Source organism: Nocardia sp. NPDC050712 (assembly GCF_040654295.1).
GTDB lineage: Bacteria > Actinomycetota > Actinomycetes > Mycobacteriales > Mycobacteriaceae > Nocardia.
Window position 1 is genome coordinate 987402 of the sequence record NZ_JBFAHT010000004.1, and the last position, 13066, is coordinate 1000467.

Sequence of the window (13066 nt, forward strand, 5' to 3'; positions counted from 1 at the left end):
CTCCTCGATTTCCTGGGATTTAGTACGTGTCGACGATCTGCACGGGCTCTTCGGTGACCACGCCGTCGATGATCCGGTAGCTGCGCAGCTCGTGCTGCTCGGGATCGCGGGTGGAAACCAGCACGTAGTGCGCGTCGGGCTCGGAGGCGAAAGAGATATCGGTGCGGCTCGGGTACGCCTCGGTGGCGGTGTGCGAGTGATAGATGACCACCGGGGTCTCGTCGGCGTCGTCCATCGCGCGCCACACCTTCAGCTGCTCACCGGAATCGAACCGGTAGAAGGTGGGCGAGCGCTCGGCGTTGACCATGGCCACGAACCGCTCCGGGCGGTCCGAACCCTCGGGCCCGGCGATGATTCCGCAGGCCTCGTCCGGGTGGTCGGCGCGGGCGTGCGCCACCATCGCGGCCACGAGGTCGCTCTTGATCACCAGCACCAGTCAACCCTTCCCTATCCCGGCTGTCCCAGCCGACAACGACCCAGGATATTCACCTATTCCCGGCACCGCCCGCACCGGCACGGCATCGGGTGACCTGTTGCACACTCCGGCCGGGAGGCTAGGCGCTGAACAGGTCGCGGTAGGACGGGATGCCCGCGACGGCGGTCGCGGCGAGAATGGCGTCGACGATGGCGCGTTCCACGGCGACGGCCGCGGCGGTGCAGACCGCGTCCAGGACCAGCAGGTCCGGCGGGAACGCGGGCGGCATCGGGAACCCGGCCGCCGGCTCGGCGGTGCCGGTGGCCAGCGCGAACAGGGTGTCGCCGTCGAGCGGGGAGTGCGCGGGCCGGATCGCCCGGGCCAGCCCGTCGTGCGCGGTCGTGGCCATCCGGCGGCAGCCGATCGGGTCCAGCGGCGCGTCGGTCGCCACCACCCCGATGGTCGTGTTCAGGACGGTGCCCTTGACCGGCAGCGCGTTCGCGCGCGTCACCTGTTCCGGTGCGGGCGTGGACAATCCGAAGAACTCCGGGCCGTCGGTGCCGGCGCCCCAGGGCAGGCCGGTGCGCGGATCGAACACCGAGCCGACGGGATTGGCGACGATCAGCGCCGCCACCGTCACGCCCGCGGCGGGCCCCTCCCCCAGCACGATGCTCGCGGAACCCACCCCGCCCTTGATCGACCCGGCGCGCGCACCCACACCGGCGCCCACGGAACCCCGGGCGAAGTCGGCCGCCGCCGCCTCGGCCGCGCGGAAACCGAAGTCGGGCGTCGGCCGAATTCCCCACGCGCCCACCGGAAGATCGAAGATCACCGCGCCCGGCACGATCGGCACCACCTTGGCCGGGTCGGCCGGATCCATCGGAATGCCTTCCCCGTGCTCCTCCAGCCAGCGCATCACGCCGTCGGCGGCGGCGAGGCCGTAGGCGCTGCCGCCGGTGAGCAGGATCGAATTCACTTGCCGCACAGTGTTACCCGGGTCCAGCAGATCGGTCTCCCGGGTACCCGGGCCGCCGCCGCGCACGTCGACCGCCGCGACCGTGCCGCCGGGTGCGCGCACCACGGTGCACCCGGTGGCCGCGCCGCTGCCGAGCGTGGCGCGCGGATCGAGTTCGTGGTGGTGCCCCACCAGCAGTCCGGCGACGTCGGTCAGTGCGTTACGCGCTCCGGGTACCGCGTTCATGACCCACCATTCTGCGTCGGAACTACTACCGGCACGGGCAATCGCTACTCGGGGGAAATCGCTTGGAGCAGGGAGTCCTGCATCCACGTCAGCCAGTGATACACATCGAGGTGGACGCCGCGCGGATCGCCCGGCTCGAGCTGATCGGGGGTGTCCGCGTCGATGTCGAGGACGGCGCCCAAGGCCAGGCGGACGTCGGTCAGCGCGGTGAGCCAGGCGTCGGCCTGCTCGGGCGTGAGCGAGACCTTGCCGCCCTCGACCGGGACGGTATTGAGCACCACCGTGGCGGCGGTGACCTTGGCGTCGATGATCTCCGGCTCGTGCAGGCCCCGCAGCGCGCTGTTGAGGTCGGCCCGGTCGGCGTCGGGGGAACCGGGCTCGCTGCGGTGGAAGTCGGGCAGCAGGCGCTTGAGGCGCGGGTCCTCGGGCGGGACGGTATTGCCGCTGCGCAGCCCGGTCAGGGCGGCGAGCTCGTCCTCCGGCGCGGACTGCGACCGTTCGACGAGCAGCCCGGAGACCGCGCCGACCAGCGAGCGCAGTACCGCGGCCTCCCGGTGATCCATCTCGGATCGCAGTTTGAGGCCGCTCAGCGAGTTCTTCCGGCTCCACTTACGCACGAAGACTCAGGGTAGTCGCACCATCATTCATCCCGTTGCATCGTGGCCCACAGGCCAGCCGCGTGTAGCCGGCGCACGTCCGCCTCCATCTTGTCCCGCGAGCCCGACGACACCACGGCTTTGCCCTCGTTGTGCACCTGCAGCATCAACTCGGTGGCCTTCGCCTTGGTGTAGCCGAAAAGCTTCTGGAAGATGTAGGTGACGTAGTGCATCAGGTTGACGGGGTCGTCCCAGACCACCGTCACCCAGGGGCGGTCTTCGGCCTCCAGGACCTCGGTGTGCTCGACCGCCTCCGGAGTCGCCTGTGCCGCCGACAGCGTTGTTGCCAGTTCCGTTTCGCACAAGGCCATGACGTCCAGGGTACGACTCGGCACCCGGAGCACAACACCTGCGAGAAAGCTGGCGGATCAGGCCACAGTTGCGTCTCGTTATCTACAGTGACGGGGTGGAGACCCCCAGCACCGCGCTCCTTACGGACCAGTACGAATTGACCATGCTCGCCGCCGCCCTCGCCGACGGCTCGGCCGAGCGGCGCTGCACCTTCGAGGTGTTCGCGCGGCGATTGCCCAACGGTCGCCGCTACGGCGTCGTCGCGGGCACAGGCCGGGTCCTGGAGGCGCTGGAGCGGTTCCGGTTCGGCCCGGAGGAGCTGGCGGTGGTCGCGCGCTTCCTCGACGCCCGCGCGGTGGAGTGGCTGCGCGACTACCGCTTCACCGGGGAGATCGACGGCTACGCCGAGGGCGAGCTGTACTTCCCGGGCTCCCCCATCCTGACCGTGCGCGGCAGCTTCGCCGAGGGCGTGGTGCTGGAGACGCTGATCCTGTCCATCCTCAATCACGACAGCGCGATCGCCTCGGCCGCGGCCCGCATGGTCAACGCGGCCGCCGGGCGGCGGACCATCGAGATGGGTTCGCGGCGCACCCACGAACTCGCCGCGCCGGCCAGCTCCCGGGCCGCCTACCTGGCCGGGTTCGACGCCACCTCGAATTTGGAGGCCGCGCGCCGCTTCGGAGTGCCCAGCGCGGGGACCAGCGCGCACGCGTTCACCCTGCTGCACAGCGGATCCGATGGCTCGCACGAGCAGGCGGCCTTCCGCAGCCAGGTCGAATCGCAGGGCGTGGGCACCACACTGCTGGTGGACACCTTCGACATCACCCAGGGCGTGGTCAACGCCGTCGCGGTGGCGGGCCCGGAACTCGGTGGGGTGCGCATAGATTCGGGTGACCTCGGCGTGCTGGCCAAGCAGGTGCGCGATCAGCTCGACGGCCTCGGCGCCACCGGGACCCGCATCGTGGTCTCCGGCGACCTGGACGAATACGCCATCGCCGCGCTGCGCGGCGACCCGGTGGACGTCTACGGCGTGGGCACCTCGCTGGTCACCGGCTCGGGTGCGCCGACCGCGGGCATGGTCTACAAACTGGTCGAGGTCGACGGCGTCCCGGTCGCGAAACGCAGCAGCCACAAGGAATCCCGCGGCGGCACCAAGAAGGCGATCCGGTTGTCCCGGCCCACCGGCACCGTCGTCGAGGAGATCGTCTATCCCGCAACGGGTCCCGCGCCCGCGGCGAACGGGTTCGAGAGCCGTGAACTGCAGGCGCCGCTGGTACGTGGCGGCCAGGTGCTGGACGGGCTGCCGACCCTGGAGCAGAGCCGGGACCTGGTCCGGCGCGGGCTGATCAGCCTGCCGTGGGAGGGGCTCAAGCTCTCGGCCGGTGAGCCCGCGATTCCCACCACGTTCCTGAAGTGATTCAGCCGCGCCGGCGTTCGTAGCGCAGGCTGAATCCGATGAACAGCGTGGCGAATACCGCGCCGCGCAGTCCGAGCCAGGCCCACTCGACACCGTCGACGGGGCGGTCGAACAGCAGCCACATGCCGCTGAACGCGAGCGCGCAGGCGGCGAACACGATCGCCTGCAGCGTCCAGAGGGTCACCCGGACCATGAAGTTGTCGTCGCGCACTGCGACCCCACCTTGTTGCGACACAACGAAATACCAATCGTGAGTAGACGGTTCAGGGCGCGGGCGGCGTCCGGCGCGCGGCCGCGGCCCGCTTGCGGCGGTTGACCAGCTCGACGGCCAGCGCCGCGACGAAGACCACGACGAGCGCGCGAATGGACAGATTCACCCAGCCGCCCCAGGCGCCGGGGCCGCCGTCCAGATAGAGGGTCACTCCGAGATAGGCCAGGTAGCCGACAGCGACGCCGACCACGATGCGAAGTGTGCTGCTGCCCATGTGTTCCTCCAGGGGGTGCGGTGTAGCGGCGGCACAAAGTAATCGCAGGGCGGTAGCCTTCGGTTTACATCCGCGCGAAAAGGAGCCTTGTCATGAACCGGGCGTTGATCATCGTCGACGTGCAGAACGATTTCTGCGAGGGCGGATCGCTGGCCGTCGCGGGCGGCGCGGCGGTGGCCGAGCGGATCAGCGAACACGTCGCGACCAGGGATTACGCCGCGGTCGTCGCGACCCGCGATTACCACATCGACCCGGGCGCGCATTTCTCCGAGCACCCGGATTACGTGGACAGCTGGCCGCCGCACTGCCGGGTCGGCACACCGGGCGCGGAATTCCATCCGAACCTGAGTACCGACCGGATCGAGGAGATCTTCTCCAAGGGTGAGTACTCCGCCGCCTATTCGGGTTTCGAGGGCGCGGCCGCCGACGGCAGCACGCTGGCCAAGTGGCTGCGCGCCCGCGATATCGAGGCGGTGGACGTGGTCGGCATCGCCACCGACCACTGCGTGCGCGCCACCGCGCTGGACGCCGAGGGCGCCGGGTTCGATACCCGGGTGCTGCTCGACCTGACCGCGGGCGTCGCCCCGGCGAGCACCGATTCCGCGCTCGACCAAATGCGCAAAGCGGGCATCGAGCTGCAGGGCGCCGTCGGCTGAGCCGCTGTCCGCCCGCACCTGTCGGTGCGGCGCAGTAGTCTGCTCGGGTGCCTGAACTCCCGTCTGCTTTGGAGCTGTTGTCCACCGCCGTCCAAGCGCTGGGCGGCAAGGAACGCAGCGGGCAGGTGACGATGGCGGCGGCCGTCGACCACGCGATCGATACCAAGGAGCATCTCGCCGTCCAGGCGGGCACGGGCACCGGTAAGTCGCTGGCGTACCTGGTGCCGAGCCTGCGGCACGCCGTCCGCACCGGGCGCACCGTCGTGGTCTCCACGGCGACGATCGCGCTGCAACGCCAGCTCGTCGATCGTGATCTGCCGCGCCTGGCCAAGGCCCTGAAGGAGCCGCTCGGGCGCGAGGCGCAGTTCGCGATCCTCAAGGGCCGCAACAACTACCTGTGCCTGAACAAGATCAACAGCGTCATTCCCGAGGAGCCCGAACAGGAGCTGTTCGACGCGTTCGCGATCTCCCGGCTCGGCCGCGAGGTGCAGCGCCTCAACGAATGGGCCTCCGACACCGAGACCGGCGACCGCGACGAGTTGGCGCCCGGCGTCACCGATCGCGCCTGGCGCCAGGTCAGCGTCTCCTCGCGCGAATGCCTTGGCAAGTCGCGCTGCTCGTTCGGCCAGGATTGCTTCGCGGAGAAGGCCCGCGCGGAATCGGGCCAGGCCGACGTGGTGGTGACCAACCACGCGCTGCTGGCCATCGACGCCATCAGCGGCATCCAGGTGCTGCCCGAACACGATGTGGTGGTGATCGACGAGGCACACGAGCTCGTCGACCGGGTCACCGGCGTGGCCACCGCCGAGCTGGCCGCCCCGGCCATCAGCGCCGCCGCGCGCCGCTGCGCCAAACTCATCGACGAACGCGAGGTCGACCGGCTAGAGGGCGCCGCCGAGGCCTGGCACGAACTGCTGGAGGAACTGCCCGCGGCCCGCTGGGATGTCATGCCAAGCGGTGTCGCGCCGGTGCTGGCGCTGGTCCGGGACGCGGCCTGGAACGCGCGCACCGAGCTGGCCCCGCCCGGATCCAGCAAGGAGCAGGGCGATCCGGACACCGCGGCCGCGCGCACCCAAGCCCTGGCGGCGATCGACGAGGTGCACGACAGCGCGGTGCGCGCGCTCACCGCCTTCGACGAACCCGATCCCGCGACCCGGCGCGATGTCATCTGGCTGGCCGCCGACGAGATCCGCGGCGTCGCCCGCAAATCGCTGCGCATGGCGCCGCTGTCGGTGGGCGGGCTGCTGCGCACCCGCCTGTTCGGTCCCTCCACGGTCGTGCTGACCTCGGCGACGTTGCAGATCGGCGGCTCGTTCGACAGTCTCGCGGTCACCTGGGGCCTGCCCGCGCAGCACGCCAACCGTCCCGACACCGCCACCGCGAACGGCGCCCAGGCGCCCTCCGACGGCGAGACGGTGCGCTGGAGTTCGGTCGATGTCGGCTCACCGTTCGACCACGCGAAATCCGGAATCCTCTATGTCGCCAAGCACTTACCGGCCCCGGGCCGCGACGGCCTGGCACCGGCCTACCTGGACGAGATCGAACGGCTGATCACCGCGGCGGGCGGGCGCACACTCGGCCTGTTCTCCTCGATGCGCGCGGCGAAGGCGGCGACCGAGGCGCTGCGCAGCCGGCTCGACACTCCCGTGCTGTGCCAGGGCGACGACGCGACCGGCGCGCTGGTGCGCAAGTTCGCCGACGACCCGGAGACCTCCCTGTTCGGCACGCTGTCGCTGTGGCAGGGCGTGGATGTGCCGGGGCCGTCGCTGAGCCTGGTGATCCTGGACCGGATTCCGTTCCCGCGCCCCGACGATCCGCTGCTCACCGCGCGCCAGCGCGCGGTGGAGTCCCGGGGCGGCAACGGGTTCATGACGGTGGCGGCCAATCACGCGGCGCTGCTGCTGGCGCAGGGCACCGGGCGGCTGCTGCGCAGCGTGGACGACAAGGGCGTGGTCGCGATCCTGGATTCGCGCCTGGCCACCGCGCGCTACGGCGGATACCTGCGGGCGACGTTGCCGCCGTACTGGGAAACCGCTGATCCGGAGGTTGTGGTGCGCGCGCTGAAACGGCTGACCACGGTGTAGTTGTGACACCGCGCACAAGAACTGGACTTGATTCCAACCGGAAGTAAATTGGATTGCAGTCCTTCGGTGACCCCCAATTCCCCACCGAAGGCACCGGCAGCCCCCGCGCCAAGCCCTGCACGCGGCGCGGGGGCACCGCTGAGCCGAACCTAACTTCGTAACACAATTTTGGTTTCGCCTTACAGCGTCACATGAGACCGTTGTCCAGATGAAGCACCCTCTCGACACCGATGTCCTAGGCGAATTCCTCGTCAGTGCAAGATCTTTGGCGGAGTATCGCGCGATCTTCGATCTGACCGACGCCGACCTGGTGGGCCGCCGCATTCTCGACTGCCCGGGCGGGGCCGCGAGCTTCACCAGTGAAGCCAGCGACCTCGGCGCGCGCGTCATCGCCACCGATCCGATCTACTCGCGCTCCGCCGAGCGGCTGCGCAGCTTGGCGGTCAGCGAGACCGACCGCGGAAGCGACTGGGCCACCGCGCATTACGACCGCTACCGGTGGGATTGGTACGGGGGCCCGGAGCAGCATCGCGCCATCCGGCACGCGGCGGCCAAGCTGTTCGCCGCCGATCTGACGGCGCATCCGGAGCGCTATATCGCCGCGGAGTTGCCCACACTCCCCTTCCGGGACAACAGTTTCGACCTGGTGTTCAGCTCACATCTGCTGTTCACCTACGCCGATCGCCTGGACGCGAACTTTCATCTCGCGTCGCTGCTGGAGTTGGCGCGGGTGAGCGCCGGGGAGGTCCGGCTGTATCCGCTGGTCGACCATATCGGCCGGCATCACGACGTGCTCGTGGAACATCTGCGTAAAGAACTGCGCGACCTGGGGATTCACTCCGCGCTGCGGGAGACGGAGTACGAGTTCCACCATGGTGCGCACACCATGCTGATCCTGCACGGTGACTGAGAGCCGAAAGTGCCGTGCCCAGCGCGAGCTGGGCACGGCACCGATTCTCAGTTGAGGCTGAACGTAGCCGTGCCCGAGAGCTGCGGCAGTTCGCGATCACGCTCGTCGAGTGTGACGATCCGAGCCTCCACCCGGCCGACGCCCGGTCCCATGCCGAACCCGCTGATCACGCCGTCCGTGGCCTGGATGACGCCGTGCTCGTCGACGATGTGCTGCTGCCCGTTCTCGCGCCCGGTATCCAGGTTCTTCCAGCGCACGGCCACTTTCCACTTCGAACACCCCTCCCCGGTCTGGGTGATGTTCACCCGGACGCCGAAGGTCCCCGGCTGCGCTTCGCGCACGGTGATCGCGTCGATGATCGCGGAGCAACTGGTGGGGATCAAGCGCGTCAGGGTCGGGGTGAACCGCATCCCGTCCTCGTGCGGAATGGCGGTGGATGGCCCTGCGAGCCCGACCAGCCCGGCGGCGGTCACCGCTGCGATGACGCCGGTGCGAACCGAAAACTGTTGCAGCTGCTTGCGATTGAGAGTCATGCCCGGTTTGTCGGACTGCCCGCCGGCGTTGTTACTACTAAAGTTGCGTTAGTGAAATCACTGTAACAGGTTCCGTTGTTGATCTAATCGATGTCAGCCGAAAGCTGTTAGCACACAGGAGATCTCATTTCCATCTCAGCTCCGGCGGCAACGGCAACTGGGCGAGCAGCCAGGCGGACGCCTCATCCAGATCACCCGGCCGGATCCGTCGCGGCGTCTCGGCGATCACCCACTCCGCGCGCGACCCACCGCATCCACTCGGTACCGCCGTCGAGCGTGCCGCCCCAACTGAACATCGCACGGAACAATTCCTGCTCGGGGATCGCCTCCAGCGGACCCGAAAGCCGCCACAGCTCTTCGGGAGTGAAGCAGTGCGAGCAGCCGTCGACGGGCCGCGTGCGCCCGGCCCGGGGCCCGAACGCCCGATCCAGCTCCGCGAGAGCCGCTTCCACCGTCGTCATCTTCCGACGGTATCGACCCGGTGCCGACTCCGGCCAGGCATTTACGCCGCGTCCGGGGAATCCCTCAGAGCACCACCAGGACGACCGCGATTCCGATCAGCACCAGGACTCCCGCACACAGCGCCACAATGAGGCCGGTCCTGGAGCGCGGCTGATCGATGGACGCCTGGCGCTCGTGCCAGCCCAGTGGTTGCGCGGGCGCGGGCGGCTCCGCGTGCACCGGCTGGGCGGGCGCCTGCTGGACGTACCTCGGCCGCTGATGCGGGCGGAATTGGTCCGCTGGGTAGGGGTTTCGGGGCGTCGGGGGCTGACCGATCCGCACCGTCGGCCCGGCATCGATCGGCGCGCCCGCGGAGCCCAGGTCGGCGGCACTCGCTCCGCCCATCGCCAGGCGCGCCGCCTCCGCGAACTCCGCGCACGAGCGGAACCGCTCGTCCGGGCGCTTCGACAGCGCCCGGTGCAGCACCGCGTCCAACTCGGGCGGCAGGCCCCAGCGCACCTCGCTGATGGCGGGCGGGCGGCGCTGGAGATGGCCCTGGACCATCACGGGCGCGTGCTTCGATTCGAAGGGCGAGGCGCCGGTGAGCAGCCAGAACAGCGTGCAGGCCAGCGAGTACTGATCAGCGGTGGCGTCGAGTTGTGCGCCGGTCAGCTGTTCGGGTGAGGCGAAGGCGAGGGTGGCGTTGAAGGCCCCGGTTTCGGTGAGGTGGCCGGCGTCGTCGCGCAGCTTCGCGATACCGAAGTCGGTGAGGAACACCGGTTCCGGGCCCACGGTGGCGCGGGCCAGCAGGATATTGGCCGGTTTCACGTCGCGGTGCAGGACGCCCTTGTCGTGGGCGAAGTCGAGGGCCGCGGCGGTTTCCTGCACGATGCGCAGGGCCCGCTGCGGCGGCAGGATGCGGGTGTCGAGATTTCCGGCGTCGGCGCCGTCGATGTACTGCATGGCGATCCAGAGCTGGTCGTCCTCGAGCCCGCTGCCGTAGGCGGAGACGATATTCGGGTGCGCGAGACGCGACACCAGATCGGCTTCGCGCTCGAAGCGCGCGCGTACCCGGGTGTCGGAGAACAGCTCCCGATTCAGCAGCTTGAGGGCGACCCGCCGGGCGGATTCCGGTTCCCGGGCCAGGTACACCGATCCCATGCCGCCGCGCCCGAGCCGACGCTCGATGACGTAGCCGGCGAATGTCGTACCCGCGGCCAGCATTCCGGCCTTCTCCTCTCGATCGGCAAACCCCGACCGACCCTAGCCCCCCGGCACCGCCGCGGCACCCGCACGCGGAAAAACGCGCAGGTGCCGGGTGCGCGGCTCAGCTCGCGGCGGCGACGGCGTCCACCTCGAAGAGCATGTCGGGCAACGCCAGGGCCGCTACCCCGAGCAGGGTCTGCACCGGCGGCCGTCCGCCCCAGATCTCGGCGATCTTCTTGCCGAGCACCTCGAGCTTTTCCAGGTCGTGCCCGACGATGAAGGTGCGCAGCTGGAACACGTCGGCGTAGTCCAGGCCGGCCGAGCGCAGGGCGGTGCCCAGGTTGGCGAAGGCGCGATCCACCTGGGTGGCGAAATCGGTGCTGGTGGTGTGCCCTTCGGCGTCGGAGTCGTATTGACCGGCGAGGAAGACCAGTTCGCCGCGCACCCGGGCGAGGTGGCTGTATCCGAATCCGGTGGGGTCGTGCAGTTCCGCGGGGTTGCTGATTTCGATGGTCATACCGAGGTGACGACGCAGCCCGCCGAGGTGTGACACGAAAAAGCCCGCCTCTCGAGGGAGGCGGGCTGTTCGGTGCGGAAAGGTCAGAGCACCCACTTCAGGATCAGGGTCAGCACCGCCGCGACGACGCCCAGCGCCACCGCGCCCGCGCCGATCACGACACCCTGGCGCTGCCACGGGCGGCCATGGTCCAGCGAGTAGCGGCCGGCGCCGGTGAAGGCCAGGGCCACGCCGACCGCGCCGAACAGCAGCGCCAGCTCGTAGCCGGGCTGCCAGCCCTGCGCGCCGACGGCGCCGAACAGGCCGTTGGCCCAGGTGGCGTTGATCGCGTTGATCATGGTGCCGATCACGATGGCGGCGGCCAGCGGCGTCGCCAGACCCAGCAGCAGCAACAGGCCGCCACCGACCTCGCTCAGCGCGGCCAGGGTGCCGAACAGCGCGCCGGGGTTGTAGCCCATCGCCTCGAACCCGGCGTTGTTGGCTTCCAGGCCCGGTCCGTCGAACCAGCCGAACAGCTTCTGGAAGCCGTGCACGACGAGCAATCCGCCGAAGACGACGCGCGCGATCAGCAGGCCGATGTCGGTGGTGTTCGCGTCCAGCGTGGACGCGGCTGCGAGTCGGGGCTTGGTTTCGGTCGTGGTGGTGGTCATGCTGGTTCCTCATCCCTGCGTGAACGACAACAGATACTCGTAAGCGTCGGCAACAACCGGACCGAGGTCCGATTGAATGACGTTCTCAGCCAACCACGTTCGACCAGCGACTATTTCCGCCGTGCGGGGAATTCACTCGGCCAGGAAGAAGAAATAGCCGATGAACACCACCATCAGAATCCACATCGCCGGATGGATTTCCTTGATCCGGCCCTTCGCGGCCATGACGATCGGGTAGAAGATCATGCCCATCGCCAGGCCGTTGGCGATCGAGTATGTGAGCGGCATCATGATCACGGTGATGAACGCCGGGATCGAATACTCCAGCCGGCCCCACTCGATATCGCCGAGCGAGCGCGCCATCAGGATGCCGACCACGATCAGCGCGGGCGCGGTGATCTCGCCGGACCCGGCGACGATCGCGAAGATCGGATAGCAGAACATCGCGACCAGGAACCAGCCCGCGGTGGTGACCGCCGTGAGCCCGGTGCGCCCGCCCGCGGTCACGCCGGCGGTCGATTCGACGTATGCGGTGGTGGTGGAGGTGCCGATGACCGCGCCCGCCATGGTGCCGACCGAGTCCGCGGCGAAGGCGGCGGACGCGCGCGGCAGGCGGCCGTCCTTGTCCAGCAGCCCGGCCTGGTTCGCGACGCCGATCAATGTGCCGGAGGCGTCGAAGAAGTCGACGAACAGCATGGTCAGCACGACGATGGCCATCTGCGCGGTGAACGCGTCGGGCAGGTGCGCGATCGCTTGGCCGAAGGTCTGGTCCAGGCCCTTCGGCATTTCCACGACACCGTCGGGCAGGTCGACCAGGCCGGTGACGATGCCGAGCAGCGCGGTGAGCACGATGCCGTAGAGCACCGCGCCGTGCCAGCCGCGGACCAGGAAGATCACGGTGACGACGAGTCCGAAGACCGCGAGCAGCGTGGTGCCCTTGTGGAAATCGCCGAGGGTGACGAAGGTGGCGTCGCTGGCGCGCACGATGCCGGCGGCCTTCAGGCCGAGGAACGCCACGAACAAGCCGATACCCGCGCCGACCGCCAATTTCATCTGCATCGGGATCGAGTCGAGGATCTTCTCCCGGACCTTGGTGACCGCGAGAACGAAGAAGATGATGCCGGAGAGCAGCGTGCCCGACAGCGCCACCTCCCACGGGATCCCCATGCTCAGCACGACCGTGTAGGCGAAGAACGCGTTGAGACCCATGCCCGGCGCGAGCGCGATCGGGTACTTCGCCCACAGCCCCATGACCAGGGTGCCGAAGACCGCGGCGACGGCCGTCGCGGTGAAAACCGCCTGCGTCGGAATGCCCTTGTCGCCGAGCGGCCCGTGATCACCGAGCACCGCCGGATTGACCGCCAGCACATAGGACATCGCCAGGAACGTGACCGTGCCCGCCATCAGCTCACGCCGCATGGTCGAGCCGTTGTCGCTGACGCCGAAGAAATGGTCGAAACGGCTGGGCGTGCGAGACGGCACGTCGGTGGCCATGTGGATTCTCCAGTCGTGACTGAGTACAAAAAGGGTGCTCAGGCACGTTAGCGGACAGTTGGCTGAATAGAAGATTCGCCGGGGTTCGCGCGCGCGTGACGGTTCCGTGA

The 13066-nt window shown here is 69.0% G+C and carries 16 protein-coding genes; 4 read left to right on the forward strand and 12 right to left on the reverse strand.

The features are described 5' to 3' along the window. Positions 1 to 19 precede the first annotated feature (19 nt). The 4 genes from AB0H76_RS32600 to clpS all read right to left on the reverse strand — a co-directional run bounded on the left by AB0H76_RS32600 (position 20) and on the right by clpS (position 2583). Positions 20 to 433, reverse strand: a complete 414-nt coding sequence (locus tag AB0H76_RS32600; protein WP_357330870.1) for a M67 family metallopeptidase — start codon at positions 431 to 433, stop codon at positions 20 to 22. 121 nt (positions 434 to 554) lie between these two features. Beyond that, complete coding sequence (locus AB0H76_RS32605) at positions 555 to 1616, reverse strand: P1 family peptidase (RefSeq protein WP_357330871.1); 1062 nt, start codon at positions 1614 to 1616, stop codon at positions 555 to 557. Between the two features lie 44 nt (positions 1617 to 1660). After that, complete coding sequence (locus tag AB0H76_RS32610) at positions 1661 to 2233, reverse strand: DUF2017 domain-containing protein (RefSeq protein WP_357330872.1); 573 nt, start codon at positions 2231 to 2233, stop codon at positions 1661 to 1663. 23 nt (positions 2234 to 2256) lie between these two features. Beyond that, a complete protein-coding gene (clpS, locus tag AB0H76_RS32615; protein ID WP_357330873.1) occupies positions 2257 to 2583 on the reverse strand; it encodes an ATP-dependent Clp protease adapter ClpS in 327 nt (108 codons plus the stop codon). A 95-nt stretch (positions 2584 to 2678) separates the two neighbouring features. On the opposite strand from clpS, the gene AB0H76_RS32620 reads away from it, so the two are divergent. After that, positions 2679 to 3980: a nicotinate phosphoribosyltransferase gene (locus tag AB0H76_RS32620; RefSeq protein WP_357330874.1), complete on the forward strand. Its 1302-nt coding sequence runs from the start codon at positions 2679 to 2681 to the stop codon at positions 3978 to 3980. Position 3981: 1 nt separating this feature from the next. On the opposite strand, the gene AB0H76_RS32625 is transcribed toward AB0H76_RS32620, so the two are convergent. Beyond that, entirely contained in the window at positions 3982 to 4191 is a 210-nt protein-coding gene (locus AB0H76_RS32625) for a hypothetical protein (RefSeq protein WP_357330875.1), read from the reverse strand. 52 nt (positions 4192 to 4243) lie between these two features. Then, positions 4244 to 4465 (reverse strand): hypothetical protein, encoded by a 222-nt coding sequence (locus AB0H76_RS32630; RefSeq protein ID WP_357330876.1) that lies wholly within the window; start codon positions 4463 to 4465, stop codon positions 4244 to 4246. A gap of 92 nt (positions 4466 to 4557) precedes the next feature. On the opposite strand from AB0H76_RS32630, the gene AB0H76_RS32635 reads away from it, so the two are divergent. The 3 genes from AB0H76_RS32635 (at position 4558) to AB0H76_RS32645 (ending at position 8115) form a co-directional block, all read left to right on the forward strand. Then, positions 4558 to 5121 (forward strand): isochorismatase family protein, encoded by a 564-nt coding sequence (locus tag AB0H76_RS32635; RefSeq protein ID WP_357330877.1) that lies wholly within the window; start codon positions 4558 to 4560, stop codon positions 5119 to 5121. Positions 5122 to 5168: 47 nt separating this feature from the next. Next, entirely contained in the window at positions 5169 to 7205 is a 2037-nt protein-coding gene (locus tag AB0H76_RS32640) for an ATP-dependent DNA helicase (RefSeq protein ID WP_357330878.1), read from the forward strand. Between the two features lie 208 nt (positions 7206 to 7413). Beyond that, a complete protein-coding gene (locus tag AB0H76_RS32645) occupies positions 7414 to 8115 on the forward strand; it encodes a methyltransferase domain-containing protein (protein WP_357330879.1) in 702 nt (233 codons plus the stop codon). Positions 8116 to 8162: 47 nt separating this feature from the next. On the opposite strand, the gene AB0H76_RS32650 is transcribed toward AB0H76_RS32645, so the two are convergent. From AB0H76_RS32650 to AB0H76_RS32675, 6 genes are all read right to left on the reverse strand, one after another. Beyond that, the gene (locus tag AB0H76_RS32650; protein WP_357330880.1) at positions 8163 to 8648 is read right to left on the reverse strand and encodes a hypothetical protein; all 486 of its coding nucleotides are present in this window, start codon (positions 8646 to 8648) and stop codon (positions 8163 to 8165) included. A 191-nt stretch (positions 8649 to 8839) separates the two neighbouring features. After that, positions 8840 to 9109: a hypothetical protein gene (locus AB0H76_RS32655; protein ID WP_357330881.1), complete on the reverse strand. Its 270-nt coding sequence runs from the start codon at positions 9107 to 9109 to the stop codon at positions 8840 to 8842. A gap of 64 nt (positions 9110 to 9173) precedes the next feature. Beyond that, entirely contained in the window at positions 9174 to 10313 is a 1140-nt protein-coding gene (locus AB0H76_RS32660) for a protein kinase (RefSeq protein WP_357330882.1), read from the reverse strand. Positions 10314 to 10416: 103 nt separating this feature from the next. After that, positions 10417 to 10812 (reverse strand): Rid family hydrolase, encoded by a 396-nt coding sequence (locus tag AB0H76_RS32665; protein WP_357330883.1) that lies wholly within the window; start codon positions 10810 to 10812, stop codon positions 10417 to 10419. Positions 10813 to 10895: 83 nt separating this feature from the next. Then, positions 10896 to 11462: a DoxX family protein gene (locus AB0H76_RS32670; protein WP_357330884.1), complete on the reverse strand. Its 567-nt coding sequence runs from the start codon at positions 11460 to 11462 to the stop codon at positions 10896 to 10898. Positions 11463 to 11594: 132 nt separating this feature from the next. Next, positions 11595 to 12956: an NCS2 family permease gene (locus tag AB0H76_RS32675; protein ID WP_357330885.1), complete on the reverse strand. Its 1362-nt coding sequence runs from the start codon at positions 12954 to 12956 to the stop codon at positions 11595 to 11597. Positions 12957 to 13066: the final 110 nt, after the last annotated feature.